Source organism: Paenibacillus qinlingensis, assembly GCF_031455095.1.
GTDB lineage: Bacteria > Bacillota > Bacilli > Paenibacillales > NBRC-103111 > Paenibacillus_E > Paenibacillus_E qinlingensis_A.
Map to the genome: position 1 here is coordinate 187,959 of NZ_JAVDSB010000003.1, position 25,865 is coordinate 213,823.

Below are 25,865 nucleotides of genomic sequence, written 5' to 3' on the forward strand. Positions count from 1 at the left end.
ATTGTTCATATGATGCATTATTAATTAGGAGGTGTAACTTATGAGTGATGGAGTAACAGGACCAACGGGTCCTATTGGGCCAACGGGTTCGACGGGTCCAAGAGGTGCAACTGGAGTACCGGGAGCAACAGGGCCAACAGGTGCACAGGGAGCGACAGGTGCAACTGGGGCTACTGGTACAACAGGAGCAAAAGGTTCAACGGGGGCCATTGGAGCAACGGGGCCAACTGGAGCACATGGCGCCACAGGAGCAACAGGTGCAACGGGGACAACAGGAGCAAAAGGCTCAACAGGAGCCATTGGAGCAACAGGACCTACAGGCGCGCATGGTGCAACAGGAGCGACAGGGGCAGCAGGAGCAACAGGAGACGAAGGCGATACTGGAGCAACAGGTGCAACAGGACCAACAGGTGCACATGGTGTTACGGGTGCAACTGGACCAGCTGGCGCAGCAGGCGCTGAGGGAGATACCGGAGCAACAGGAGCAACAGGTCCAACTGGTGCAACAGGAGGAACTGGTGCAACGGGACCAACCGGAACGACCGGATCTACAGGAATTGGTGCAACCGGAGCTACAGGAGCAACCGGAGCAACAGGTGCTACTGGTCCTGGCGTAGGTGCAACAGGAGCGACAGGTGCAACAGGAGACACAGGGCCAACAGGACCAACGGGTGAAATGGGATTGCCAGGTGAAGCTGGAGCAGCCGGAGCAACTGGGGCTACAGGAGCAACAGGAGCGACAGGTTCGACAGGCGCAACCGGAGCAACGGGAGATGCAGGATTGCCAGGAGTTACTGGACTTCCTGGAGCTACAGGCTCGACAGGACCAACTGGTCCAACCGGACCAACGGGAGCAACGGGTGACGCAGGATTGGCTGGTGCAACCGGAGCTACAGGAGTAACAGGTCCGACTGGTCCAACTGGAGCAACAGGAGCAACGGGTGACGCAGGATTAGCTGGCCCAACTGGGGCTACAGGAGTAACAGGTCCGACAGGTCCAACTGGAGCAACCGGAGCAACGGGAGATGCAGGATTAGCTGGTCCAACGGGAGCCACAGGAGTAACAGGTCCGACAGGTCTAACTGGAGCAACAGGAGTAACGGGTGACGCAGGAGTAGCTGGCCCAACGGGAGCAACAGGAGTAACAGGTCCGACAGGCCCAACTGGAGCAACAGGAGCAACGGGTGACGCAGGATTAGCTGGTGCAACCGGAGCTACAGGAGTAACAGGTCCGACAGGTCCAACGGGAGCGACAGGAGTAACGGGAGATGCAGGATTGGCTGGTCCAACCGGAGCAACAGGAGTAACAGGTCCGACAGGTGTAACAGGTCTGACAGGTCCGACAGGTCCAACTGGAGCAACAGGAGCAACGGGAGCAACGGGTGACGCAGGATTGGCTGGTCCAACCGGAGCAACAGGAGCAACAGGAGCGACAGGTCCGACAGGTCCAACGGGAGCAACCGGAGTAACAGGTGATGCGGGATTGGCTGGTCCAACCGGAGCAACAGGTGTAACAGGTCCGACAGGTCCAACGGGAGCAACCGGAGTAACGGGTGATGCGGGATTGGCTGGTCCGACCGGAGCAACAGGTGTAACAGGTCCGACAGGTCCAACGGGAGCAACCGGAGTAACAGGTGATGCAGGATTAGCTGGTCCAACCGGAGCAACAGGAGTAACGGGAGATGCGGGATTGGCTGGTCCAACCGGAGCAACAGGAGCGACAGGAGTAACGGGTGACGCAGGATTGGCTGGTCCAACCGGAGCAACAGGAGCGACAGGAGTAACGGGTGACGCAGGACTTGCTGGTCCAACCGGAGCAACAGGAGCGACAGGAGCAACGGGAGATGCAGGATTGGCTGGTCCAACCGGAGCAACAGGAGCGACAGGAGCAACGGGAGATGCAGGATTGGCTGGTCCAACCGGAGCCACAGGAGCTACAGGAGCTACAGGTACAGCTGTACTTTCAGAATCGTTCTCAGCATCTAAAACTTCGTTAAGTACAGATGAGTCAACTCAACTCGATGCTTGGTCCGTTGCAAGCCCTTATTATAATGGAACAACGTTTGATCCTACTACTGGAAACTTCACGGTTCCAGCAACAGGCAGATACCAATTTGAAGCGACAATTAACTACACCACAACCGCAGCATTAACCGTAAGTCTTGGAGCTGGTGTAACTCCATCGTTGGTAATCCGTAGAACATCACCAACGACTACAGATTTACTATCTGCATTGTTCCCTGTATTAAATGTTAACGTCGCGTTAATTTTAACTTTAAGAGCGATTTTAGGAGATGGGACGGTTACAATGTCAGGTACAGTACAATTGACAGCAGGAGATGTAGTTGGTCTCTTCTATGAAGCGGATGGTTTAACGATTTCGCTTAATTTAGGAGCAGGAAGCACGGCTGGAATCGTATGGTCAGCGTTCCGCATATTATAATAAAGTAAAACTTATGCAACAATTTAAGTTGTCCTGGCAAGTTAGTAAGAGCTGACCATGAGGTCAGCTCTTATCCTATACATAACTTATTGCATGTCATATGGACATATAGTCATATGCATATTTTGTGTTGGACAACCATCTATTGCCAAATAGTACAGACAAACCTTGTGCGTAATTCGTATGATGAATCATCACAGGAGGTGTTGTAGTTGAGTCTCTTAGTTGGCAAGAAGAAAAGTGTACTACCGTTGAAAAAACGTGTAACCATTAAAAAAAGTGGAGTTAAGCTCCACAAAGTAGGTGGCTGTGGCTGCCACAAAAAAAGAAAAACTGGAAAAAAAGGTTGTCACAAAGTTGTTGTAGTCAAACTTCGTCGCAGATGTTGTAAGAAAGGCCCGAAAGGAGATCGTGGTCCACGCGGTTTCAGAGGCTTCCGTGGTGAAATGGGTGCGACAGGAGCACAAGGTTTACACGGAGTAACCGGAGCGACGGGAGCAACAGGTGCAGCAGGTACAGGTTCTACAGGAGCAACGGGTGCGACAGGAGCAACAGGTGCAAAGGGTGCAACCGGAGCAACTGGCCCAACAGGTCCGACAGGACCAAAAGGGAAACACGGTGAAGATGGAGAACGTGGGCCTAGAGGTGCAACAGGTGCAACGGGTCCATACGGGGTAGGTCCGATGGGACCAATGGGACCAATGGGTCCAACCGGAGCTACTGGTATACAGGGATTAGCAGGAGCGACAGGAGCAACTGGATCAACAGGAGCCACCGGTGCAGGAACAACAGGAGCAACAGGAGCGACAGGATCAACGGGAGCTACTGGTGCGACAGGACCAGGAGTAGGTGATACAGGAGCTACCGGTGCAACGGGATCAACAGGAGCGACAGGAGCAACCGGATCAACGGGCGCTACAGGAGCAACTGGGGATTTAGGAGATACGGGAGCAACAGGTGCAACTGGATCCACAGGAGCAACTGGTGCAACAGGAAGTACAGGTGCAACAGGAGCAACTGGCGATATAGGTGAAACAGGAGCAACAGGTGCGACGGGATCAACAGGAGATACAGGAGCAACAGGTACAACAGGCGCGACAGGAGCAACCGGAGACGTTGGTGAAACCGGAGCAACCGGAGCAACGGGATCAACAGGAGATACAGGTGCAACTGGAACAACGGGAGCAACAGGAGCAACCGGAGACGTTGGTGAAACCGGAGCAACCGGAGCAACGGGATCAACAGGTGCAACCGGAGCAACTGGAACAACGGGAGCGACCGGAGCAACAGGTGATGAAGGTGCAACGGGAGCAACAGGAGCAACGGGCTTAGATGGATCAGGTTCTATTATTCCTTTCGCATCGGGGCTTCCAGCTACTTTAACTACGATACTTGGTGGTCTAGTCGGAACATCGACACTTGTAGGCTTTGGTAGCAGTGCTCCAGGCGTAAGTATTGTTGGTGGAACAATTGATCTTACAGGTGCTGGTGGAGGCTTGCTAAACTTTGCTTTCTCAGTTCCACGTGCAGGAACAATTAATTCACTTGCTGCTTATTTCAGTAATGTTGTAGCACTTACGCTTGTAGGTTCAACGGTTACAATTACGGCACAATTGTATAGCTCAACTACGCCGGACAATATTTTCACAGCAATACCTGGCGCAGTAGTTACATTGGCACCTCCGTTGACTGGTCTTATCTCACTTGGAGATAATTCAAACGGAGTAGTAACAGGGTTGGGCATTCCAGTTACACCAGAAACACGCTTACTGCTTGTTTTCTCAGCTACGGCTACTGGTGTTACATTGATCAACACAGTTGTAGGATATGCAAGCGCTGGGCTTGAAATCGTTTAATTGTAAGCCAAAGAGAGCTAACCCAGATGGGTTAGCTCTTTCTCTTTTTCAACTTTCGTTACTCGATGTCGAATTCTTTCATTTTATTATAGAGTGTTCCACGCGAAATGCCTAGGAGCTTAGCTGCTGCGCTTTTATTTCCTGCCGTTTTGGCTAGTGCCTCTTCGATTAATGTAATGTCATCACTTATACTCCCTTTTTCCTTTAAAATCATCGTCACTGACTCATCGTCCTGAACCAAGCGCGATTGCTGCTCTTGGAGAGCTGGAGGGAGTTGGTCTAAAGTCAACATTTCATCTTCATTTAAAATAATGCTGCGCTCGATGACATTTTTCAATTCTTGTATATTGCCTGGCCACTCGTATTGTGTTAATGCCAAAATGACTTCTGGTGCTAACGATGGAGCAGGTTTCTGATAGTGCATCGAAAATTGTTTGAGATACATATGAACCATCGCTGGAATATCCTCGATACGCTCACGTAGAGGCGGAATTCGGATGGACACAACATTTAGGGCGTAGTACAGATCTGTCCGGAATTCATGCGCAGCAAGCTTGCTGGCAAGATCCTGTGTCGTAGCAATAATAATGCGTGTCCTCACATTGATAGGTTGGTTCCCACCAGATCGGACAAGTGTCTGCTGTGTGATATAGCGATATAGCTTGGCCTGGAGATCCAGTGACATTTTCTCAATATCGTTAATAAATAGTGTACCCTCTTTGGCCTGTTCTAATTTACCGGGTTGTCCACTTTCGCTTCCGCTGAAGGCGCCGCCTTGATAACCGAAAAGTTCGGTTTCCAATATCCCAGCAGGTACGACACCGCAATGAACGGTTAAGAAAGGCTGTGCTGAGCGCGAACTAGATTGGTGAATGATCTGCGCCAATTGCTCTTTTCCTACCCCGGATTCGCCTATTAGAAGGACAGGGGTTTCGGTAGCGGCGACTTTTTTGGCCCATTGGATGACCTTGCCGATGGCAGGCCCTTTTCCTTTGATTAGAGCAAATGGGTCATCATGTGATGCTTCCAAAGGGAGTCCGACAGACTCGACAGTTGTTAATTGTTCATTCAATCTCACCAATTGTGTAATATCTTGTTCGGTTGCAATTCCGCCAATAATGGTGCCCGCGGCATCTTTGATCGGTGAGGCATTGATAAGGACATGCGTTTCAGGTCGTGGGCGGTGATACGTATTACGGATGAGTCGGCCTTCATCTAACATTTTCAGAACCATCAAAGTTTCGATGTCAAAATGCTCTCCAATCCGCTTGCCCACAATATCTGCTCGCGGCAGTCCGTAAAGATCTTCTGCGACAGGGTTCCAGCAAATGACGGCACCTTCCCGATCAACAACGGTTACGGCATCGGTCACGGTATCTGCTAGCGCAGCGAAGTAGGCGTACCACTTCTGTGCTTCTTTCATCGCATAGTCCGCATACCCAACTGAAGTGAGATAACCAACAATCGTACCTTCTTCATCTAGGCAAAGCAGGTTGCGTTTCATTCGATTTTGGAGTTCGTGCTTATTTGCTTGTGTGGTTAAATGCGCCAGAGCATGCAACGGAGTAGTGAAAAAAGATGTCATTTGCAGTAATTCAGTCACATACACAGCCGAAAAAGCATGCAAAAACGCCATATCCTCAGGAGTGAATAACGCCACGGTTTGATCGGAATGAACAAGTACAGCCGTGCCGTTATGAAGCAAAGCAGTAACCTCCGAAAGCTCCGTCTCAATAGGAAGTGTTTGAAACTGTGTGTTCAATGGAAAGTGTTCAGGAATGAACATGTTGACCCTCTTTTATCCGCCTTATTTGGTATTAATTTACCATGAAAAGGTAGGTGATTCAACACACCTTGGCCCTCGTATGAATATTGTACAGATATGAAACGGTTTTAAAGGTTATATGTACAATTTTAAAATTATTTTGAACAAATAGTGTTCAAAAACAAAAATAAAGTGTATAATCCAATTATAAATTAAACATAAGTGTACAATTTCTTCTTGGAGGCAACCACAGATGGAACTCTTGATGCGTAATATGTTTCAATCCCTAGGAAAAAGTCGCGCAGCCAATCGCTTAGCGAAGAAATATGGACTCCGCTTTGGTGCTGCTCGTTTTGTGGCTGGAGAAACGATCCAACAATCGATTAACGCGGTGCGTGGCTTGAATCAAGATGGCCGCGTAGCAACACTGGATCATTTGGGTGAGTTTGTTTTTAGCGTGGAAGAAGCATTAGAGTCAGCTGCCATGTGCATCCAAACGTTGGACGCAATTGCTGAGTCGGGTGTGCGCTCCAATTTATCTTTGAAAATGACTTCCTTGGGATTGGATATCAGCAGAGATCTATGCGTAAGCAGCATGAAACGAATTCTAGATCGCGCTCGCCTCCATGGGAATTTTGTTCGTATTGATATGGAGGATTATGCGCACTGTCAAGTATCGCTTGATATTTACCGTGAGCTTCGCCAGGAATATGACAATGTTGGGATTGTGATTCAAGCATACCTGTTCCGTACCCTGCAGGATATGGACGATCTGAATCAGCTTGGTGCCAATTTGCGTTTGGTAAAAGGCGCTTACAAAGAGTCTCCAGAGGTTGCTTTTCCAGAGAAAAGTGCCGTCGATGAGAATTACAAAGTTATTATTCAGAAGCATCTATTGAATGGACATTATACAGCTGTCGCCAGCCATGATGAGGCGATTATTCATTTTACGAAACATTTTGTACGTGAGAATAACATTGGAAAAGACCAATTCGAGTTCCAAATGCTTTATGGCATCTGTGAAGATTTGCAAAAGCAGTTAGTGAAAGAGGGATACCGCGTTCGCATTTATGTGCCATATGGTGTGGACTGGTTCGGTTATTTCATGAGAAGGTTAGCAGAACGTCCAGCTAATGTCTGGTTTGTTCTTAAAAATATGTTCAAATAAATCTGCTTTCAATTCGGAGAGGAGCCATTATACATGACTACATTAACAACGAAGGTTACACCATACGCGAATGAAGCGTTTACGAATTTTGCACTAGAGGACAATGTGAAAGCTATGCAAGCGGCGATCGCGAAGGTGAAAGGTGAACTCGGACTTGAGTACCCCCTATACATTGGTGCAGAGAAAGTCATGACTGAAGCGAAAATTACTTCGATTAACCCAGGTAATGTGGATGAAATTATTGGTTATGTGAGTAAAGCGGACCAAGCTTTGGCTGAAAAAGCAATGAACGTTGCACTCGAAACTTTCGAGTCCTGGAAAAAGGTTCCCGCTAGAGAACGAGCGGAATATTTGTTCAAAGCGGCTGCGCTTATGCGTGAGCGAAAGCATGAATTCTCGGCGTTAATGATCCTAGAATCCGGCAAAAACTATGTAGAAGCCGATGTGGATACCGCGGAAGCGATTGATTTCATCGAGTTTTATGCGCGTGAGATGATCCGTTTGAGCCAAATCAATGAAACGCAACCTTTGGTAAGAATTCCTGGTGAGAACAATCAGATTTCGTATATCCCGCTAGGCGTTGGTGTTGTGATTCCACCATGGAATTTCCCTTTGGCGATTTGTGTAGGGATGACAGTTTCTGCTGTTGTTTCAGGTAATACGGTGTTACTGAAGCCAGCGTCTACGACGCCTGTGATCGCGCACAAATTTGTAGCATTGATGGAGGAAGTGGGGCTGCCAGCTGGTGTCATTAACTTCATTCCAGGTAGTGGTGCTGAAGTTGGTGACTATCTGACGACACATCCGAAAACACGATTCATTTCCTTCACAGGTTCCAAAGAGATTGGCTTACGTATCAACAGACTTGCTGCTGACGTTGCCCCAGGTCAAATTTGGATCAAGCGTGTGATCGCTGAAATGGGTGGCAAAGACGGTATCGTCGTTGACGAAACGGCAGATCTGGATGGGGCAGCGGCTGCCATTGTAGCTTCCGCTTTTGGCTTCCAAGGTCAAAAATGTTCCGCGGGTTCCCGCGCCATCATCGTAGAATCGGTCTACGATGAAGTGGTTGAGAAGGTTGTCGCTTACACGAACAGACTGCAAAGCGGACTGCCAGAATTGAACTTCGCGGCAGGTCCGGTTATTGACAAAACGTCGTATGAACGGATTTTGGACTACATCGAAGTAGGTAAAAGCGAAGGCACACTGTTAGTTGGTGGCGGCAAAGCGGAAGGTAATGGCTATTACATTCAGCCAACCGTGTTCGGTGATGTTAGCGGCAAAGCTCGCTTGATGCAGGAAGAGATCTTCGGACCCGTACTCGCGATTGCGAAAGCAGCGAATTGGCAAGAAGCTATTGCGATGTATAATGATACGGAGTTCGGATTGACGGGTTCGTACTTCTCTACGGATGAAGAGCGCATCGCAGAAGCATTGGAAACCGTGCATTGCGGCAACTTGTACATTAACCGTAAATGTACGGGAGCACTTGTTGGCGTGCACCCATTCGGCGGATTCAACATGTCCGGTACGGACTCCAAAGCTGGCGGCTACGACTACTTGATGCTGTTGACACAAGCGAAGATGACTTCGCGCAAAGTGTAAGAGATTGGAAGGCCCCACTTCAGATGAAGTGGGGTTTTTGGTGTAGTTACTTGTTCCAATATGAACTGCCACATACCCCTCCATCTATAAAAAGTTGCCCCGTAGTCAAGGATTTGAGATAATGCACATAGTGAAAATAGATGAATGGGAGTGACATCCGTGGACAAGCAGCAACCGACACAAACACTAGCTTTTATTGGTTCTTACGCCGATGCGAAGAATCCAGGGGTATATACAGCACAATTTGATGCAGAAACAGGGAGTCTGACATTAAAACACAACGTCTCTGGGTTGCAAAACCCAACTTTTCTTGCTGTAGATGCAGACAATGCAAGACTTTACGCACTTGGTGAAGGTGTTGGTACAGAGGGGCAGAAATGTGGAGCAGCTAGCGCCTACACAATTAATCTGGAGACTGGTGAATTAGATCTACTCAATCATGAAAACACCTTGCCAGCTACAACTTGTCACATTCAGTTAGACAACACGAACCAAGTGGTGATGGTGACTAGTTATCATGGTGGTATGGTGGGGTTATCGCCGATTCTAGCGGATGGTCAAATTGGGATTACTGCTGATATTCGGCAGCATGAGGGTGCAAGTTTACTTCCTGTACAGGATCGACCGCGTGCGCATTCTGTTTTCGTAGATCGTGCGAATCGCTTTATCGGTGCTTGTGATTTAGGACTTGATAAAATTTTTCTATATAAATTAGATCTCGTAGCGAAGCGTCTCATCCTACATGATGAAGTCTCAGTCCAACCTGGGTCCGGACCACGACATTTTGTATTTCACCCATCCTTCGAGTTTGGATATGTTATTAATGAGCTTGGATCTACAGTGACGGCGTTTGGCTATGACGAAGAACGAGGACAACTTTCTGAATTTCAAAATATAACAACTTTGCCAGTCTCCTACGATGGTGAAAATGCTTGCGCCGACATCCATATCTCACCTGATGGGCGTTTCCTGTATGGTTCCAACCGTGGACACGATAGCATTGTTGTCTATGCCATTGATGAACTAACAGGCCATCTCACGCTTGTAGAGCATGCACCTACTTTAGGGAAGCATCCGCGTAACTTTGGGATTTCACCAGATGGTAAATTTGTATTAGTAGCGAATAAGGATTCTGACAATATTGTAAGTTTTTCACGTGATGAGGCTACCGGGAAGCTTGTTCCGACTGGGAGTGTGCTCGAGATGTCACAGCCAGTGTGCATTAAGTTTCTCGAGGCATAATGACTCCTTTTACAGAGAGGGTACTCCACGTTATTAAATCTATTCCTGAAGGCAATGTTATGACATATGGTCAGGTTGCGCGGCAAGCAGGAAGTGCTAGAGCGGCAAGGCAAGTTGTACGCATTTTGCATGCGATGAGTAAGAAACATCGACTGCCTTGGCATAGAGTACTTAATGTTCGAGGTGAAATTGCCATCCAAGATGATGAAGGTGCGCAGTTGCAAAGGTTTTTGTTAGAGTCGGAGGGTGTTCATGTTACGGATGAGTTAACAGTTTCCCTTGAGAAATATCAAGTTCGATCGGAAATGGAATAATAAACAAATAATATGACATTGGTCGTGAAGCACATGCCGTTTTTATCATGGTTACTGAGGATGAAGTCCTTTCAGTGATCGTGGTGAGAGCGGCGTTTTGTTTTGCCTTCATAGGAGGAGAGAATGGAAGAGCCCCTCTGGGTCGATGGACATGAAGATCCCGTAGGTAGTTAAACGCCCAAAAATCTGAAAACAACACATAAAGAGTTACAAAGTTTCAAAGTGGCGAATAGACTACTGTAATACAAGGCCATACGGACAGGAGGCATGTTATGAGTGACAGAACCCTTTATCTATTCGATGGCATCAATAAGACCTCAGTGAAACTGATTGTCGAGCAAATTATGAAGATTAATCAAAGTGATGATGACAAAGACAAGAAGGAAAAGGACTTTAAACGCGTGCCCATCGATCTGATCATTAATAGTAACGGAGGCAGCGTATACGATGGCTTTGGTCTGATTAATGTGATCGAGAACAGCAAAACACCCGTTCACACCTATGTGTACGGACTCGCCGCCAGTATGAGTCTGTTGATCGCGGTTAGCGGTCACAAGAGACACGCAGGCAGGCTAAGCACCTTCATGTATCATTCCGTGTCAACACATATTGATGGGCATTTGGAGCATTTGAAGAATCGGGTAGATGAAACACAGAGGCTGCAGAATATCTACGATGAATGTATCTTGTCCAAAACGAATCTGCAAGCCGAAGAACTGGCTCGCGTGAAAGAGCATCAACGAAACTGGTATATGAGTCCTGAAGAGGCGTTAACCTATGGTATCATTGATAGCATCGTATAGGCATAGCGGGAGAGAAGCCCAAGGGATTCTCTTTTTCTTTGTTTTTTTCGAGCATTTGGTGTTTAATTGAGAGAAAGAGACATGGAGCGGCAATGACTGCTTCCGACTGCAAAGGAGAGCCTACTGTGTACAAAATTGTATTTTTTGATATTGATGGCACGTTAATTAATGAGGACAAGCAGGTGCCTGAAAGCACCGTTAAGGCGATTCACGAATTGAAAGCAAGCGGAATTGAACCCGTTATTGCAACAGGACGAGCTCCTTATTTCATCAAGCCACTGGCCGAGCTGCTTGGCATTGATTCCTATGTATGTTTAAATGGCGGATATGCCGTGTACAAAGGCGAGCCACTTTACCACCGTGTAATCGCCAAGAGTGCAATTGAAGCTCTAGTTGCAATAGCTGCTAAGCATCAGCATTCACTTGTATTTGAGGGCCAGCATGCGTTTGCGACGGATGCGCAGGATCACCCATTTGTACATAGCTCAGTTTCCTCGTTAAAAGTTGATTTACCAAGCTATGATCCGCATTTTTGGAAATCGAACGATATTTATCAAATTTTCCTCCATATTGAATCGAAGGATGAACATCTGTACGAAGAGCTGCTTTCGGAGTTTAAGCTCATCCGTTGGCACGAGCATGCGATGGATGTATTGCCAGCCGGCGGTTCTAAGGCGCAAGGTATCGCCGCGATGCTGGAGCTGGTCGGTTTGAAGCCGGAAGACGCCGTTGCTTTCGGTGATGGTTTGAATGATATGGAGATGCTGTCTTATGTCGGTTTCGGTATCGCAATGGGCAATTCCCACAAAGATTTATTGCCATACGCAGATCATGTTACGACACATGTGGATGAAGAAGGCGTACGTAACGGACTTGTCACAGCAGGACTACTATAAGATAGAACGCTAATAAATAGGGTGATTAGGATGAAAATTGCTTTTTTTGATTCAGGTCTAGGTGGAATCACGGTGTTGAACGAAGCCATGAAGAGAATGCCGCATGAAGATTATATTTATTTTGCAGATACGGCGCATGTTCCCTATGGTATTAAATCAAAAGATGAGGTTCTAGCCTTCGTCAAGCAATCCGTTGATACGATTATTCAGGAGGACATCAAGGCGCTAGTCATTGCATGTAATACAGCGACGAGCATTGCGATAGCTGAGCTGCGTAAGATGTATGCGATCCCCATCATTGGGATGGAGCCTGCCGTGAAGCCAGCCCTAGAGATGAATCGCTCATCAGGCAAAAGAGTGCTTGTATTCGCCACGCAGCTTACGTTACAGCAAGCGAAATATAGAGAGCTCGTTTCCCGGATAGATGATATGGGAATGGTAGATTCAGTGCCGCTGCCTGAACTTGTAGAGTTTTGTGAAAATCTCTTGATGGATGGACCGCAGATTATGGATTATTTTAATCAAAAATTGGCGCCTTTCGATCTGACAGCCTACGGTACCGTCGTGCTGGGCTGCACACATTATCCCTTTTATAGCAGGATTTTAAGTCGGATTCTACCGAGTCACATTCACATTGTAGACGGAAGCAAAGGGACTGTGAATCACTTAATGCAAGTGTTACAGGACAGCGAACAGCTGCAGGGCACAGGGGACGCACAAGTGAAATGGATGTGCTCGAGCTCAGATGCCGCTTACATAGCGAAAATGAGAAAGGCGCTAGCCGTTCTGCAAGCTGCACAATAACAAAAAGCAGTCTAAACCTAGAAAAAATAGGTGTAGACTGCTTTTTTGTGATGAATTAGATACGAATCTCGAGAAGCTCGTAACTAATGATGCCCATAGGTGCGTTCACACTAATGACATCACCTACTGATTTATTCATGAGAGAAATGCCAAGTGGGCTTTCGTAAGAAATTTTATTTTCGTTGACATCGGCTTCGGAGCTGCCGACGATTTTGTATTCGATCTTTTCGGCAAATTCCACATCATTCAATACGACCGTAGAACCAACTTGTACTTTGGATGTGGAGGTATTCGTTACTACCTTTGCTTTTTTTAGCATTCGTTCAATCGTTAGAACGCGTGTTTCCATAAAAGACTGGTCATTCTTCGCGGAATGATACTCACTATTTTCCTTGAGATCACCGTAGGAGATAGCCAATTTAATACGTTCTGCTAATTCCCTGCGTTTCACTGTTTTCAGATCTTCAAGCTCTAGCTCTAAACTGCGTAAACCCTCCGGGGTCAATATGATTTCATCATTAGACAAAAGCCAAGCACCTCGTTTCATTCGATATTAGCTATACTACTAAAGTCTATGAGACAAGTAAAGCAATCGGCACAAGGAATTATTTGTGGAGAGAGCACTAGACGGGATGTTTACACGGTAAGGTTGCTTTTATTTCCTAAAATATTCCTACAGAATCTAGGGGATTATGAATATTTAAGTAATTTTAACAGATAAAGGCGGTAAATACTTTTAATTGATAGACAACCTTTTGTTCAGCTACTATACTAACATAGCATGAGAAGTTTCTGCGCCTTCACACAACTGAATATGAAAAAATTTTCGGAAAAACTGTAATTTTTAGCATACAAAATAAGGAAAGTGTGACAACCTACATGAGAATTAATACTAGAATTATTTATATCACTTTTATTATTGTTATTTTGTTGTTAGTTACGAACAATACGTCCTACTATTGGTACACCAAATCACTGTTAACCAAGTCGCTATCCGAGCAGATGGCATCCGCAGCGAACCAAATTCGAACCTCGATTGAGCAGTCGGAGGCAGGGGCCTTTTACGTCGAGGATTTAATTGGCGAACAATTGCGTTCCGCAGCCATCTTTGCTAAGAGTAAGCTTAACCCAGATATTGATAAAGTAACGAATGAGCAATTAGTTGCTCTTGCCGCTGAAGCGAATGTAGATGGATTTTCACTCATGAAGCGAAGTGGTGTTGGGGATGACATTATGGTTGGTAAATCATCTGAACCTAAAGAGCTTTCTATCACAAGTACAAGTTCATTTGGCTATTGGTTCACAGCTTTTGATCAACTGCTAAAATTCAAAAACGTCACCATCTCGGAGGGTTACAAGCTACCGAATTTCTGGACAGGTATTTATGAAGTGCCAGCTTCGGGGTCCAGTGATATTAGCAAATTCGGTTATTATTACGACGGAACGACGAATTATCTCATTTGTGCGTTTGTGAATGCGAATAAGATTCAGAAGTTCAAGGACATCGTTGGTTCAGATACGATAGTGAAAAAAACACTGGCTTCAAACCCAGAAATTTTGGAGATTGCTGGACTTAATGGGAAGACATTTGGAACCCAACCGAAGGAATTTAGAAAGGCTAATGGTGAAAGTTTCGTCTCTGTCTATGATCGCCCCCTGCTCTTCGGTACGTATAATATGAAGAATGTGAATGATTATAACAATTTTAAGCTTGCCATAGCGAACGGTGAACCTGTAAGTGTAGTAGAAAGTTATCATGGGAAGCCGATTCTAAAGACATTTGTGTATGTCCCGATTAAAGCGAAAATAACGGAAGTTCAACGTGAAATTCCTTATGTTATTACGATCGTTTCCGACTATCAGACCATTCAAAAGTCGTTATCCAGCCAGCTTGTTCGTGTATTAATAATCATCGTACTCTTTACCGTGTTTAGCTGTATTCTTGTGATTCTGATATTTGGCTTCTTTTCAATATCACGTGAAACAGCTGTTCAGACCACACAGGAAATGTACATTCAAAATGTGGATCTCATGTTTGCGACGATTCGCAGTCAACGTCATGATTTCCTTAATCACGTGCAAACACTTTATGCTTTATTGACCAATGGAAAGAAAGAAGATCAAATGAAGTACATGGAAGAATTAATTGAGGAAATTAATGAGGTCAATGACATTATTCGAATTGGTCAGCCTGCTATCGCCGCTTTAATTCAATCGAAAATTACTCTCGCCATGAGAACCAAAGTTGCCTTTAGCTATGAATTCAAGGGTCTGGATGGGTTATCACTCGGAGTGAAATCGGTGGATCTCGTGAAAATTATCGGCAATTTAATTGATAATGCTTTTGATGAGGCAAGTAAATTTCCAGTTGAAGAGCGTGAAGTGTCTGTTACCGGTTGGAAGGAAGCGAATGATGTCAAGATTTCCGTGAAGAATCGGGTAAGTTCTGCGTTTAATCTCGAGGAAGAGACGGATTTATTCACAATTGGTTATAGTACGAAGTCAGAAGGTGGGCATCAAGGGCTCGGCCTGCCGGTAGTAAAAGAACGTGTTGAGTATTATAGGGGCACAATCGAGGTTAAGGTAGAAGATGGCTTCATATGCTTCGAGCTTTCGATACCTATGCAATAAATTAAAAAAATCGCTATTTGGCCAGCCAAATAAGCGATTTTTTGTTCATTATGTGAGGGAATAAGGCAAATAGGGCAACACATAGTTCCAGAACGGAATGACCAGACAAGCTACTAGGAGCAGCCAACGAAATACCGTTTCACTCGCTGAGCCCGTATCGATGGCAATCCATTTGGGAACCAAACGTATTTTGAGCGGAATTGGCCAGAATAGCTGGACACCTCGATCATTCAGTAGGTCAATTAATGGATGTGAGGCATAAGCAAGGATGAATACCCAGAAATACAAAGGGGTTAGTGGTAGGCTGATCACCGCTAGCAATGCCATAAAGAGCAAGGAGTGTGTTAATGTTCGATGCTTAATTTTCAAAACATGTAGCAAAGCAGATAACGGGAACAGAACCTTGGCCATCGTGGACCCTGGTTTATCAACGTCGGCTAAGGTGCCCGCCAAGCAACCAAGTAATATGGAGCCTGCGGCATCCCAAGTGAAGAAGCTGATGTCGCCATGAATGAGCACAATTTCGGCAGCAATCATTCCAGCAACACTATGTGTCTTTTGCAGCATAACAAAACGCCTTCCTATCTTATCAATGAGTTCGATATAACTTTATACTATTCGATATATACATGGAAATTAAGGGGATCGCAAGATAAATGTAATATTGTCGTATTTCACCTATATAGATGTCTGGATACACCTTAATTTCAACGGGTTTGATCCATTACAATAGAACGTATAGGTGCCCAAAATGGCACGGACATCGCATACGATCGTTCGTCGAACTAGGAGGAATAGTCCATGAGTTTCATACGCATTTCTACTTTGCATTGTGAGTACCGCGTCAATCCACTCGGATTGGATACCGCTCAGCCACGCTTCACGTGGCAAATTGAAACGGATATCAACGCAACGCTTCAAGCTGCTTATCATCTTCAGGTTAGCACGCATGAAAGTAGCTTCGATCCAGCATATGTCGTCTGGGATACGGATCGAATTGCGTCAGATCAATCTGTTCTTATTGTCTATGAGGGACCAGAATTACAATCGCGAACGCGTTATTTCTACCGAGTCAAAGTTTGGAATCAGTCAGGTGTAGAATCGCCTTGGAGTGAAACCGCTTACTGGGAAATGGGTCAGCTGCAGGCATCAGAATGGCAAGCGGAGTGGATTACACCGGATTCAAACCAAATCGATCCAGATGCAGAAGAAGCCTACTATCTCCGCAAAACCTTTGCTGTGCGTGAGTCAGTTAGCAAAGCGACCATCTATGCCACAAGTCACGGTGTCTATGAGCTGGAGCTGAATGGATCGCGCGTTGGCGATTGGGAAATGACCCCAGGCTGGACCAGTTACAAGCATCGCTTGCAGGTTCAGAGCTACGATGTAACGAACGCGCTGACAGTTGGAACCCAGCACACCATTGGTGCAGTTCTGGCAAATGGCTGGTACAAAGGCAATCTAGCATGGACACATCAGCGAAATATTTATGGAAGCGTAAGAGCGCTGCTTTTGCAAATTCATATTGTTTATGAAGATGGAACAGAAGAAGTGATTCTCAGCGATTCTTCCTGGCGAGCTTCACTCGGTCCTGTTCGGATGTCTGAACTGTATCATGGTGAGACTTACGACGCGGGCTTGGAGCTTACAGGTTGGAGTCTCCCTAGTTATACGGATACATCATGGGCTTCAGTTACTGTACTTAACGAGAGTAAAGAAACACTGGTCATGCAGGAGAATGAGCCATCTCGCGTAACGGAGCAGGTGCAGCCAATCGCTGTGCTAGAAACCCCATTAGGAGAAACTGTGCTTGATTTTGGGCAAAATATGGTAGGGAAAGTGCAGCTGCGGGTGAGTTTACCTGCGGGTAGTCGCATTGAATTGCTGCATGCGGAAGTGCTGGATGCACAAGGTAATTTCTATATTGGCAATCTGCGGTCGGCAAAGCAACAGGTGATCTATGTGTGCAGTGGACGTGGGGAGGAAACGTATGCGCCGCATTTCTCCTTTCAAGGCTTCCGTTATGTCAAAGTTGTTGGATGGCCGCAGGATGTGGCTTTCGATGCCGCTGCCTTCACAGGGTTGGTTATCCATACGGATATGACAGCGAAGGGCTCCTTTGAATGCTCCAATACCCTCTTAAATCAGCTGCAGCGCAATATCGTGTGGGGACAACGCGGCAATTTCCTCGATGTGCCGACCGACTGTCCACAGCGTGACGAAAGGTTAGGCTGGACGGGGGACGCCCAAGTGTTCATAAGAACAGCAGCCTTTAATTATGAGGTGGCGCTATTCTTCAGTAAATGGCTGCGAGACTTGAAAGCCGACCAGCGAGAAGACGGCGGGGTACCTTTCGTTATTCCGCACGTTCTGAATGAGAAGGATCATTCTTCTGCTGCTTGGGGAGATGCAGCTGTGATTTGCCCATGGACGCTCTACCAAGTTTATGGAGATAAGCGAGTTTTGGAAGAGCAATATGAGAGTATGAAAGGGTGGATAAACTACATCCGCCAGCAGGGCGAGAACGAATTTTTATGGCAAACGGGCTTCCATTTCGGGGATTGGTTAGGGCTTGATGCCAAAGAGGGCAGCTATATTGGGGCTACGCCAAAAGATTTAATTGCGACTTGCTTCTATGCCTATTCGACTTCGCTCTTTGTCAAAACGGCTGAAGTACTTGGACACACAGCCGATGTGGCAGCCTACACAGCGCTCTATGAGCGCATTGTTGATGCTTTTACCGCGGAGTTTGTGACGCCAAGCGGCAGGTTGGCTGGACACACGCAGACTTCGCATGTGCTGCCGCTCATGTTCGGCTTAGTGCAAGGGTCAACAAAAGAACGATTAGCAGCTACTTTAGCAGCGTATGTGAAGGAACAAAATTATCACCTGACAACAGGCTTCGTCGGTACACCCTATTTGTGCCACGTACTATCGGAGAATGGCTATCATGATGTGGCTGTTAAACTTGTGCTGCAAGAAGATTATCCTTCCTGGCTGTACCCAATCCATCAAGGTGCGACTACGATTTGGGAGCATTGGGATGGCATCAAACCGGATGGTACGTTCTGGAGCGATGATATGAATTCCTATAATCATTATGCTTACGGTTCCATTGGCGATTGGTTGTATCGGAAAGTAGCGGGTCTAGACTCAGATGATCAGCAGCCAGGGTACAAAAGAGTTCTTTTCCGGCCACGACCAGACTCTAGTCTCACCTATGCCAAGGCTTCCCTCGTCACAAATTATGGGGAGGTTCGGAGTGAATGGCAGATCGAAGAAGATGGTGCTGTCAATTATACGTTCCAACTGCCACCGAATACTAGCGGGGATGTACTCCTACGGGGAACTACGCTTACAGCTGTGACCTGTCATGGGCAAAAGGTAACAGGTATATCGGCACTTCATGGAGCCCAAGAAGTAGAAGGTCATGTATGCATTGAGCTAGGATCCGGTGTCTATCATTTCCGTGTAGAATCTACGACTACCAAATCTTTGTCATTCTAAGTTTATCGAGTATAATAGACGTAATGAATGTTCAAAGAGGAGAGTTGCTAGATGGCTATCGTCAATGCAATGGAAACCGTGGTCACGCAGTTGTTCGAAGAATTTCGGAAAAACTATGAATTGAAGTGTGTTTGTTTAACGTGCCAACAAGATATATTGGCCATAGCGCTGAACCGACTTCCGCCGCGTTATACTTCCAGTGAGAAGGGACATCTATACGTAAAAGGTGAATTTACGGATCGACAATTACAATCAGACGTTATGCGTGAATTAATGGAAGCATCGACTTTTGTTGAGCATCATCTACATCATCGTGAGTAGAGGCAAGGAGCTTGGCATCAAATAGCAGATAGGCATACGCCGCTATCCCCGTTCTAACGAGGATAGCGGCTTTTTTTAGTTACCACATACCCCAGAATGCAAACGAAATTACATAATATAGAAAAAAAAGATGTAAGAGATGCAAAAATAAATGCGCTGTTTTTTTGCGCACTACAAGCTAAGATAGAAGAAGGAATTTCCAAATTAATGAAAATTAGGAGGGGTTCATGTGAAATCAGAGCAATTTAATGGCATTTTTGATTCGGTGTTAACGGATGTTGTACAACAATCTTATGGCAATATATGCCTGCCCTCCGATGAACAAATTCAACAATCGATGAAGAAAATGATGTCTATGTTAGAAGAAAACCCGAAATGGTTGTTGCACAATGAATGATCGCGATAATTTGAAAGCAATATCTAATGACACGCTGGTAGATGCCTATATAAATGCAAGCCGAATGAAGCTCAGCAAGGAATTTCTTCTTTTTTTACTATTAGAAATTCAAGCAAGGCAGATTAGCTTATTTCATGAGAACAGTCTAGAAAGTACAAGTTAATATACACGCCATGAAAGTTCAGTTTTAAAAATGGTATGAATCCTTTACAATGTAACGGACAGGGAGTTCCTGACGTTGCACGTAAGGGATTTTTTTTGTTTCGCAAAAGGGGGCCAAATAAATATGAGCATCATTCATAAGCTAATTCCGACACATTGGTTTCGAAACCAGCGCATTCGATATAAAATCATACTTATTTATTTCCCGCTGATCTTCGTTCCCTTGTTTGTACTTGGTTTTGTTTCGAACCAAGTCTATACGAACGCCATTGTGAAGAAAACGATCAAAAATGTCTCGGACAACTCCTCCCTCATTATTACCCGCATCACGGGTATGTTAACGAATGTAGAGAGCTGTGCAAATATGTTGACGATTAATCTTAATAAGGTTATCGTCGAGGATCCTCTGTCCATGAGTGCGTCGGAGACGAGCCTGCAGATGTACACGCAGATTACGAATCAACTAAGCTTTGCCCTGCTTGTGTTTCCTGATGTCCAGTCAGCGGCTTTCATCGATACGAATAATCGGATTTATGGTTCGAATGTCCTCATGGAGCGAAATCGAGATTGGATCCCAACGAGCCCTATGCTGAAACAAATCGATACATCGAGCGGCAACAATATTTGGTTTCCTATGCAGCGCAGGGATTATTTAACCCAAGGTTCGAACGAGACCGTAATGACGCTGGGGAAACGAATCGTGAATATTTATACAGGTCAGAAGCTTGGCTTACTTGTGCTCAATATCAAGGAGAGCTCGTTATCGGCGATTTATCAGAAAATCGGCTCCATCCAAGACGGGAGCTATTTTATCGTGGATGATGAAGGTATCGTAATTTCGTCTCAGCATCCTGCGGATGTGCTCCAAGAAGTTGCGATTCCGGAGATGAAGCGTTGGATCACTTCGAGTAAGCATGCCTCTGAGCCCACCTCTTTTGAATATGAGAAAACGCTAGTGGTCAGCTCCGATGTACCTAGCTTTGGATGGAAATTAATTTCAATGGCACCACTAGCCTCGTTAACGGCAGATACCCGCAAAATTACGTTGCTTATCGTGCTGCTAGGTATCGTTTGCCTCTTTTTTGCCCTTCTTGGCGCAGGCTTGCTCTCGCAATTGATTGCCAAGCCCATTATGGGACTCACGAAATACATGAAGAAGGTCAAGGAAGGCAGCTTAGACATGGAATTTCAAGTGAATTCAGAAGATGAGATTGGCATGCTGTCCTCTGGGTTTAATGCCATGATTCGGAGAATTCAAGAGCTTTTGACCAATATTAATTGGGAGCAAAAGAAGAAACGGGAATACGAGCTGGCGCTCATTCAAGCGCAGATTAAGCCGCATTTCCTCTATAATACGTTGGATGTCATCTATACCTTGTCTGAAATGGGACGAACCCGTGATGTGCAGCGGACGACGAAAGCGTTGGCAGATTTCTACCGCGCAGCGCTTAGTAAAGGCCGTGAAACAATCACAATTGAAGAAGAGATTCGTAATGTGAAAGACTATTTATCCATACAGCGAATTCGCTATTCTGATGTATTTACATATGAGTTTGAGATTCATAACGATGTGCTCCAAGGTCAAATTCCGAAGCTGACTATTCAGCCGCTAGTTGAGAATGCCATTTATCACGGGCTCAAAACAAAAGGAAGCCTTGGGCTTCTCAAAGTAACCGGTGAAATTGTCGATGCCAAAATAAAAATCATTGTCGCCGATGATGGCGTGGGCATGGATGCTGATCGTCTCACGGCTATCGTAAAAAAGACGGAGACACCTCAGGAGGCCGTAGGATATGGTTTCAAAAATGTGAATGACCGTATTCAGTTGTATTATGGGGACGAATATGGCTTGCAAATTACAAGTGAACTGGGACAGGGCACGGAAGTGACACTATGGTTGCCTTTTGGGTGTGAGGAGAAGGAGTAGAGCATGCAGAAAATATTAATCGTGGATGATGAATCCATTTTTCGAGAATATTTGCGTTCAGCATTAGATTGGGAGGCCTATGGGTTTGAGCTTTGTGCGGAAGCGAAGAACGGGATCGAAGCCCTTGAACAAGTTCAATTGCATCGGCCCGATATCGCGCTTGTAGATATTACAATGCCTTTTATGGATGGTTTGACCCTAACAGAACAATTAAAGGAGCATTATCCAGCAACGAGTGTGGTGCTCATTACAGGTCACAATGAATTTGATTATGCGCGTAAAGCGCTTAAATTAGGTGTAGAGGATTATATTTTAAAACCCTTCTCCAAGGATGAACTTGTGTTAACGCTATTAAAGTTGCAGAAGGAGCACGAAAAAGCACGCGAAGAAAGATCCACGCTGAAAGAAAATCAACAATTGATGAAGGAAAGTTACTTCAACCATTTACTCAGCAGTGAGTATCACCATTCTCCAGAGGAAACGTCGCTGAAGCTCCAGCAACTAGGAGAGTCGTTCGCTTCATCCTTGTTTGTCGTGGCTTGTATCGAGATTGACCATATGGATGTCAAATGGAATCAAGTGAGCGAACGCTTGCTGTGGAAATATGCGGTTACGAATATTTTGAATGAAGCGCTGGAGGAAACGGGTCATCATCTCATCTTCAACGGGCCAGAGGGGCGGATTATTTGTCTGGTCGAGCACCAAGGGGCAAAGGATCTTGAGGTTCCGGCGTTAGAGGGGTATGAGAAGCTTATTTTTCTAATCAAAAAATACTTGAAATTCACGATCACCATCGGTGTTGGTCGCAGTCAGTCTGGCTACGGCGGTATTCGAATCTCGTATATAGAGGCGCTAGAAGCACTTCAGAACAAGTTCGTATTAGGCAATGATCGTGTGATTGCCTACGGTTCCAATGTGCTTGATTCTGGCAAGCAGGCTCTCTACCCGACGGAAGTCAACGAGGAACTACTTGTGCTGTTACGCATGCATAATGCGGATAAGCTAGAAGAGAAATTGGAAGAAGTTTTCCAATCCATTCGCGAGCAACGCCTTTCTTTAGAATATACCTATGTGATTTCAATGGGTTTAATCTCTGTTTGCCTATCTTACGTCACCGAGATGGGGCATCCCATTGCAGATTGCTATGGTGAAAACTTTTATCCGTATAGTGAAATCAAACGATTAGGATCAATTGAGAGTACGTCAGCTTGGATTAAAGAACTTTTCGCGAAGGCGATTCAATATACGAATAAGCACAAGAAGACGAGATCCTCGAAGATCGCGCAATCAGCCAAAGAATACATCGAGGGGCAATATATGAATTCTGAGCTTCAGTTAGATCAGATTGCCCAGCAGGTGTTTATTAACCCCAGCTATCTCCGAGCCTTATTTAAGAAAGAGATCGGCATGACGGTAACGGATTACGTGACGCACGTTCGCATGCACAAAGCGAAGGAATTACTGGGCAAGGGAAACATTCGCTTGGCGGATATTGCGGAGCAGATTGGGGTCAATGATCCTAGTTATTTTAGCAAAAGTTTCAAGAAATTCTTTGGCTACTCGCCTAGTGAGTATGAGAATAATCGCTTATAAGTGCTGCACACGAATGTGCGGATTTTACAAGAAGCCCTCAGTTATTCCATTATCACTGGGGTTTTTTCCTTCTATACTGAGGATGTAAATAGGAGAAACGCACAAGAATTCCTGGGAGGTCTTCACATGAAAAAGATGGCAGTTACTCTCGTAAGCTTACTCGCGGCAACTAGCCTAGCAGCTTGCGGTTCCACAGAAACACCGAAGGAAACAACCAGCGCGGCACCAGCAGCAACAGCTGCAGCAACGACGGCGCCAGCTAAGACGGATGCAAAACCAGTTAAATTAAGAATTTATGCTCAGTATGCAGATGAAGATACGAAAACACCTTATGACTATGCAGTAGCTGAGTTGAAAAAGGAAATGCCGAATGTTGAGCTAGAGCTGGATATTCAAGCACAAGATGATGGACAGAAGTTGAAGACATATGCAGCGACTGGTAATTTGCCAGATATTTTCCAAGCGGGTCTAGACATCATTGATACGTTCAAAAAGTCCAATAACATCTTGATGTTGGATGAGTATGTCACGAAGTTTGGCTTCAAGGATAAAATGCAGCCAAGCGCCATGAACACATTGGTGACGGATGATGGGCACACGTACGCATTCCCGTATGCAGGTAATGAAGTAGCACTCCTGTATTACAACAAAGACTTGTTCCAACAAAACGGCGTGAAAGTACCGACAACGTACGATGAAATGATGACAGCTGTTAAAACGTTCAACGGTAAAGGGATTACACCGCTTTCCATTTTCGCCAAAGAAAAATGGCCTTGCGTAGCGCTGTATGACATGTTTGTAACTCGTGCTGATGCAGGCGGTATCAACAAGCTGGATAAAGGTACAGCGAAAGCAGAAGACGCAGCCTACAAAACAGCAGCAGATAAAATTATCGAGCTTGTAAAAGCAGGCATGCTGCCAAAAGGCGCAACGAACTTGAACTATGATCAAGCCGCTGCACTTTACCATGAAGGTAAAGCAGCGATGTTCATCAACGGTCAATGGGAAATTGAAGCTGCAACCAAAGCACTTGGCGACAAAGCCGGCTACATGTACTTGCCAGCGGCGGATGCAGCTGCGTATGAAAAAGGCAAAACAGCGTTCAGCGGTAGCGGTGGTCCTGGTGGATACGCAGTATCCGCAAACACCAAAGATAAAGAGCTAGCAGCGAAAGTTGCTTCATTCATCTCCTTGAAATATGCCGAGTACAAGTATACGAACCGCAGCAACCCGATCGTAGCAACGAAAGTAGACAAACCGATTGTGAAGCAGTTCCCTCCAATGATGGATCAGCTTTCCAAGGATATTCCGAAAATCACAAGCACAACAGCGTTCTCATGGGGCTTGTCCAATCCGAAGTTCAAAGCAGCACTTGAAGATGCTACACAAAACCTAATGACAGGTAACTACACGTCCGATCAATTCGTGAAAGATCTGAATAAAGCAGCTGTACCAGCGAAATAAATGTGATTCTATGACATGGAAGACTCACCGTGGAGCGTCAGTCCTTAGGTGAGTCTTCTACTCTACAAGGGAAGTGATGACATGCGCAAATTCTTGGGAAATAAAGCGGCCATTATGCTGTTTACGCTGCCGGCTCTCCTTTTGTATACAGTGATCGTGTTTTATCCGATTTTACAGACCTTTTACCGCAGTACCTTTGAATGGGATGGCCTCAGTGAGGGCACGTTTATTTTTCTAGACAACTACACGCGATTGTTTCAAGACAGTATTTTCTACACGTCCCTCTATAACGGACTCGTGTTTGCAGGCATCCTAGCCGTTGTACAAATTGGGATTGGCTCGGTGCTCGCTTTTGCCGTAGCAGAGGGTTTCAAAGGGAGTAAGATTCTACGCATTTCCTACTTTATACCGGTTGTGCTTTCGATTACCGTTGTCTGTCAGCTCTGGTTGGCGATGTATAACAGTGAATATGGGCTGATCAACAAGGTGTTTGAAGCGCTGGGGATCTCCTATCGTCAAGATTGGTTGACGAACAGTAAAACTGCGATTTTCGCGATTGCTTTCGTAAATGCATGGCAGTATATGGGCTACCAGTTCGCTCTGCTTCTTGCCGCTGTGAAGTCTGTACCTGAACAGTACTTAGAGGCTGCCCGTATCGACGGCGCATCCAAATTCAAAGCACATATGAAAATTACGATTCCGATGTTGGCTGAGACGTATAAATTTTGCTTAGTCCTCGCGATTACAGGCGGGTTGAACGCTTTTGCTAACATGTTTATCATGACAGGCGGCGGGCCAGGGAACTCCACTTATACATTGACTTACTTGATGTACCGTTCCGCTTTCCGCGTAGGCGAGTTCGGCTATGGCAGTGCAGCAGCAGCGTTCCTTGTTATTGAATGTTTGATTGTCACATTAGCAATTAACAAACTTATCGCACGTGAACGTATTACCTTTTAAAGGAGGA

22 protein-coding genes are annotated in these 25,865 nt (G+C 45.7%); 19 read left to right on the forward strand and 3 right to left on the reverse strand.

What is annotated here, in order from left to right; all coding sequences use genetic code 11:
* Positions 1 to 40 precede the first annotated feature (40 nt).
* Together J2736_RS11630 and J2736_RS11635 are read left to right on the forward strand one after the other, a co-directional pair.
* Positions 41 to 2,443: a collagen-like protein gene (locus J2736_RS11630; protein ID WP_310226654.1), complete on the forward strand. Its 2,403-nt coding sequence runs from the start codon at positions 41 to 43 to the stop codon at positions 2,441 to 2,443.
* Positions 2,444 to 2,655: 212 nt separating this feature from the next.
* A complete protein-coding gene (locus J2736_RS11635; RefSeq protein WP_310226657.1) occupies positions 2,656 to 4,299 on the forward strand; it encodes an exosporium glycoprotein BclB-related protein in 1,644 nt (547 codons plus the stop codon).
* Between the two features lie 58 nt (positions 4,300 to 4,357).
* Here the strand turns inward: J2736_RS11635 and J2736_RS11640 are convergent, their stop codons facing one another.
* Positions 4,358 to 6,085 carry a sigma-54 interaction domain-containing protein gene (locus J2736_RS11640; protein ID WP_310226660.1) on the reverse strand — a complete coding sequence of 576 codons (1,728 nt, stop codon included), beginning with the start codon at positions 6,083 to 6,085 and terminating at the stop codon, positions 4,358 to 4,360.
* Positions 6,086 to 6,317: 232 nt separating this feature from the next.
* On the opposite strand from J2736_RS11640, the gene J2736_RS11645 reads away from it, so the two are divergent.
* The 7 genes from J2736_RS11645 (at position 6,318) to murI (ending at position 12,896) form a co-directional block, all read left to right on the forward strand.
* Positions 6,318 to 7,232 (forward strand): proline dehydrogenase, encoded by a 915-nt coding sequence (locus J2736_RS11645; RefSeq protein WP_310226663.1) that lies wholly within the window; start codon positions 6,318 to 6,320, stop codon positions 7,230 to 7,232.
* A gap of 33 nt (positions 7,233 to 7,265) precedes the next feature.
* Positions 7,266 to 8,837: an L-glutamate gamma-semialdehyde dehydrogenase gene (gene pruA, locus J2736_RS11650; protein ID WP_310226666.1), complete on the forward strand. Its 1,572-nt coding sequence runs from the start codon at positions 7,266 to 7,268 to the stop codon at positions 8,835 to 8,837.
* A 159-nt stretch (positions 8,838 to 8,996) separates the two neighbouring features.
* Complete coding sequence (locus tag J2736_RS11655; protein WP_310226668.1) at positions 8,997 to 10,079, forward strand: lactonase family protein; 1,083 nt, start codon at positions 8,997 to 8,999, stop codon at positions 10,077 to 10,079.
* A complete protein-coding gene (locus tag J2736_RS11660) occupies positions 10,079 to 10,393 on the forward strand; it encodes an MGMT family protein (protein ID WP_310226671.1) in 315 nt (104 codons plus the stop codon). Before J2736_RS11655 ends, J2736_RS11660 begins: the two co-directional genes overlap by 1 nt.
* A gap of 272 nt (positions 10,394 to 10,665) precedes the next feature.
* A complete protein-coding gene (locus J2736_RS11665; protein WP_310226673.1) occupies positions 10,666 to 11,196 on the forward strand; it encodes an ATP-dependent Clp protease proteolytic subunit in 531 nt (176 codons plus the stop codon).
* Positions 11,197 to 11,288: 92 nt separating this feature from the next.
* Positions 11,289 to 12,092 carry a Cof-type HAD-IIB family hydrolase gene (locus tag J2736_RS11670; protein WP_310226676.1) on the forward strand — a complete coding sequence of 268 codons (804 nt, stop codon included), beginning with the start codon at positions 11,289 to 11,291 and terminating at the stop codon, positions 12,090 to 12,092.
* Positions 12,093 to 12,122: 30 nt separating this feature from the next.
* A complete protein-coding gene (gene murI, locus J2736_RS11675; RefSeq protein WP_310226679.1) occupies positions 12,123 to 12,896 on the forward strand; it encodes a glutamate racemase in 774 nt (257 codons plus the stop codon).
* Between the two features lie 55 nt (positions 12,897 to 12,951).
* Here murI and greA read toward each other — a convergent pair whose 3' ends face one another.
* On the reverse strand, positions 12,952 to 13,422 hold the full coding sequence (greA, locus tag J2736_RS11680; protein ID WP_310226681.1) for a transcription elongation factor GreA: 471 nt from the start codon (positions 13,420 to 13,422) through the stop codon (positions 12,952 to 12,954).
* Positions 13,423 to 13,775: 353 nt separating this feature from the next.
* Between greA and J2736_RS11685 the strand changes: the two genes are divergently transcribed.
* Complete coding sequence (locus J2736_RS11685; protein WP_310226683.1) at positions 13,776 to 15,527, forward strand: sensor histidine kinase; 1,752 nt, start codon at positions 13,776 to 13,778, stop codon at positions 15,525 to 15,527.
* Between the two features lie 48 nt (positions 15,528 to 15,575).
* Here J2736_RS11685 and J2736_RS11690 read toward each other — a convergent pair whose 3' ends face one another.
* Entirely contained in the window at positions 15,576 to 16,094 is a 519-nt protein-coding gene (locus J2736_RS11690) for a metal-dependent hydrolase (RefSeq protein ID WP_310226685.1), read from the reverse strand.
* Positions 16,095 to 16,328: 234 nt separating this feature from the next.
* On the opposite strand from J2736_RS11690, the gene J2736_RS11695 reads away from it, so the two are divergent.
* The 9 genes from J2736_RS11695 (at position 16,329) to J2736_RS11730 (ending at position 25,858) form a co-directional block, all read left to right on the forward strand.
* Positions 16,329 to 19,034: an alpha-L-rhamnosidase gene (locus J2736_RS11695; RefSeq protein ID WP_310226687.1), complete on the forward strand. Its 2,706-nt coding sequence runs from the start codon at positions 16,329 to 16,331 to the stop codon at positions 19,032 to 19,034.
* A 51-nt stretch (positions 19,035 to 19,085) separates the two neighbouring features.
* Positions 19,086 to 19,355 carry a late competence development ComFB family protein gene (locus tag J2736_RS11700; RefSeq protein WP_310226689.1) on the forward strand — a complete coding sequence of 90 codons (270 nt, stop codon included), beginning with the start codon at positions 19,086 to 19,088 and terminating at the stop codon, positions 19,353 to 19,355.
* Between the two features lie 96 nt (positions 19,356 to 19,451).
* Positions 19,452 to 19,604, forward strand: a complete 153-nt coding sequence (locus J2736_RS11705; RefSeq protein WP_310226691.1) for a hypothetical protein — start codon at positions 19,452 to 19,454, stop codon at positions 19,602 to 19,604.
* Positions 19,585 to 19,752 (forward strand): hypothetical protein, encoded by a 168-nt coding sequence (locus tag J2736_RS11710; RefSeq protein ID WP_157256816.1) that lies wholly within the window; start codon positions 19,585 to 19,587, stop codon positions 19,750 to 19,752. Before J2736_RS11705 ends, J2736_RS11710 begins: the two co-directional genes overlap by 20 nt.
* On the forward strand, positions 19,745 to 19,915 hold the full coding sequence (gene sda, locus J2736_RS34300) for a sporulation histidine kinase inhibitor Sda (RefSeq protein WP_397340517.1): 171 nt from the start codon (positions 19,745 to 19,747) through the stop codon (positions 19,913 to 19,915). The genes J2736_RS11710 and sda overlap by 8 nt, the downstream gene beginning before the upstream one ends.
* 123 nt (positions 19,916 to 20,038) lie before the next feature.
* Complete coding sequence (locus J2736_RS11715; protein WP_310226695.1) at positions 20,039 to 21,841, forward strand: sensor histidine kinase; 1,803 nt, start codon at positions 20,039 to 20,041, stop codon at positions 21,839 to 21,841.
* Positions 21,842 to 21,844: 3 nt separating this feature from the next.
* A complete protein-coding gene (locus J2736_RS11720) occupies positions 21,845 to 23,434 on the forward strand; it encodes a response regulator (protein ID WP_310226698.1) in 1,590 nt (529 codons plus the stop codon).
* A gap of 126 nt (positions 23,435 to 23,560) precedes the next feature.
* A complete protein-coding gene (locus J2736_RS11725) occupies positions 23,561 to 24,898 on the forward strand; it encodes an ABC transporter substrate-binding protein (RefSeq protein ID WP_310226699.1) in 1,338 nt (445 codons plus the stop codon).
* An 81-nt stretch (positions 24,899 to 24,979) separates the two neighbouring features.
* Complete coding sequence (locus tag J2736_RS11730; protein WP_310226700.1) at positions 24,980 to 25,858, forward strand: carbohydrate ABC transporter permease; 879 nt, start codon at positions 24,980 to 24,982, stop codon at positions 25,856 to 25,858.
* Positions 25,859 to 25,865: the final 7 nt, after the last annotated feature.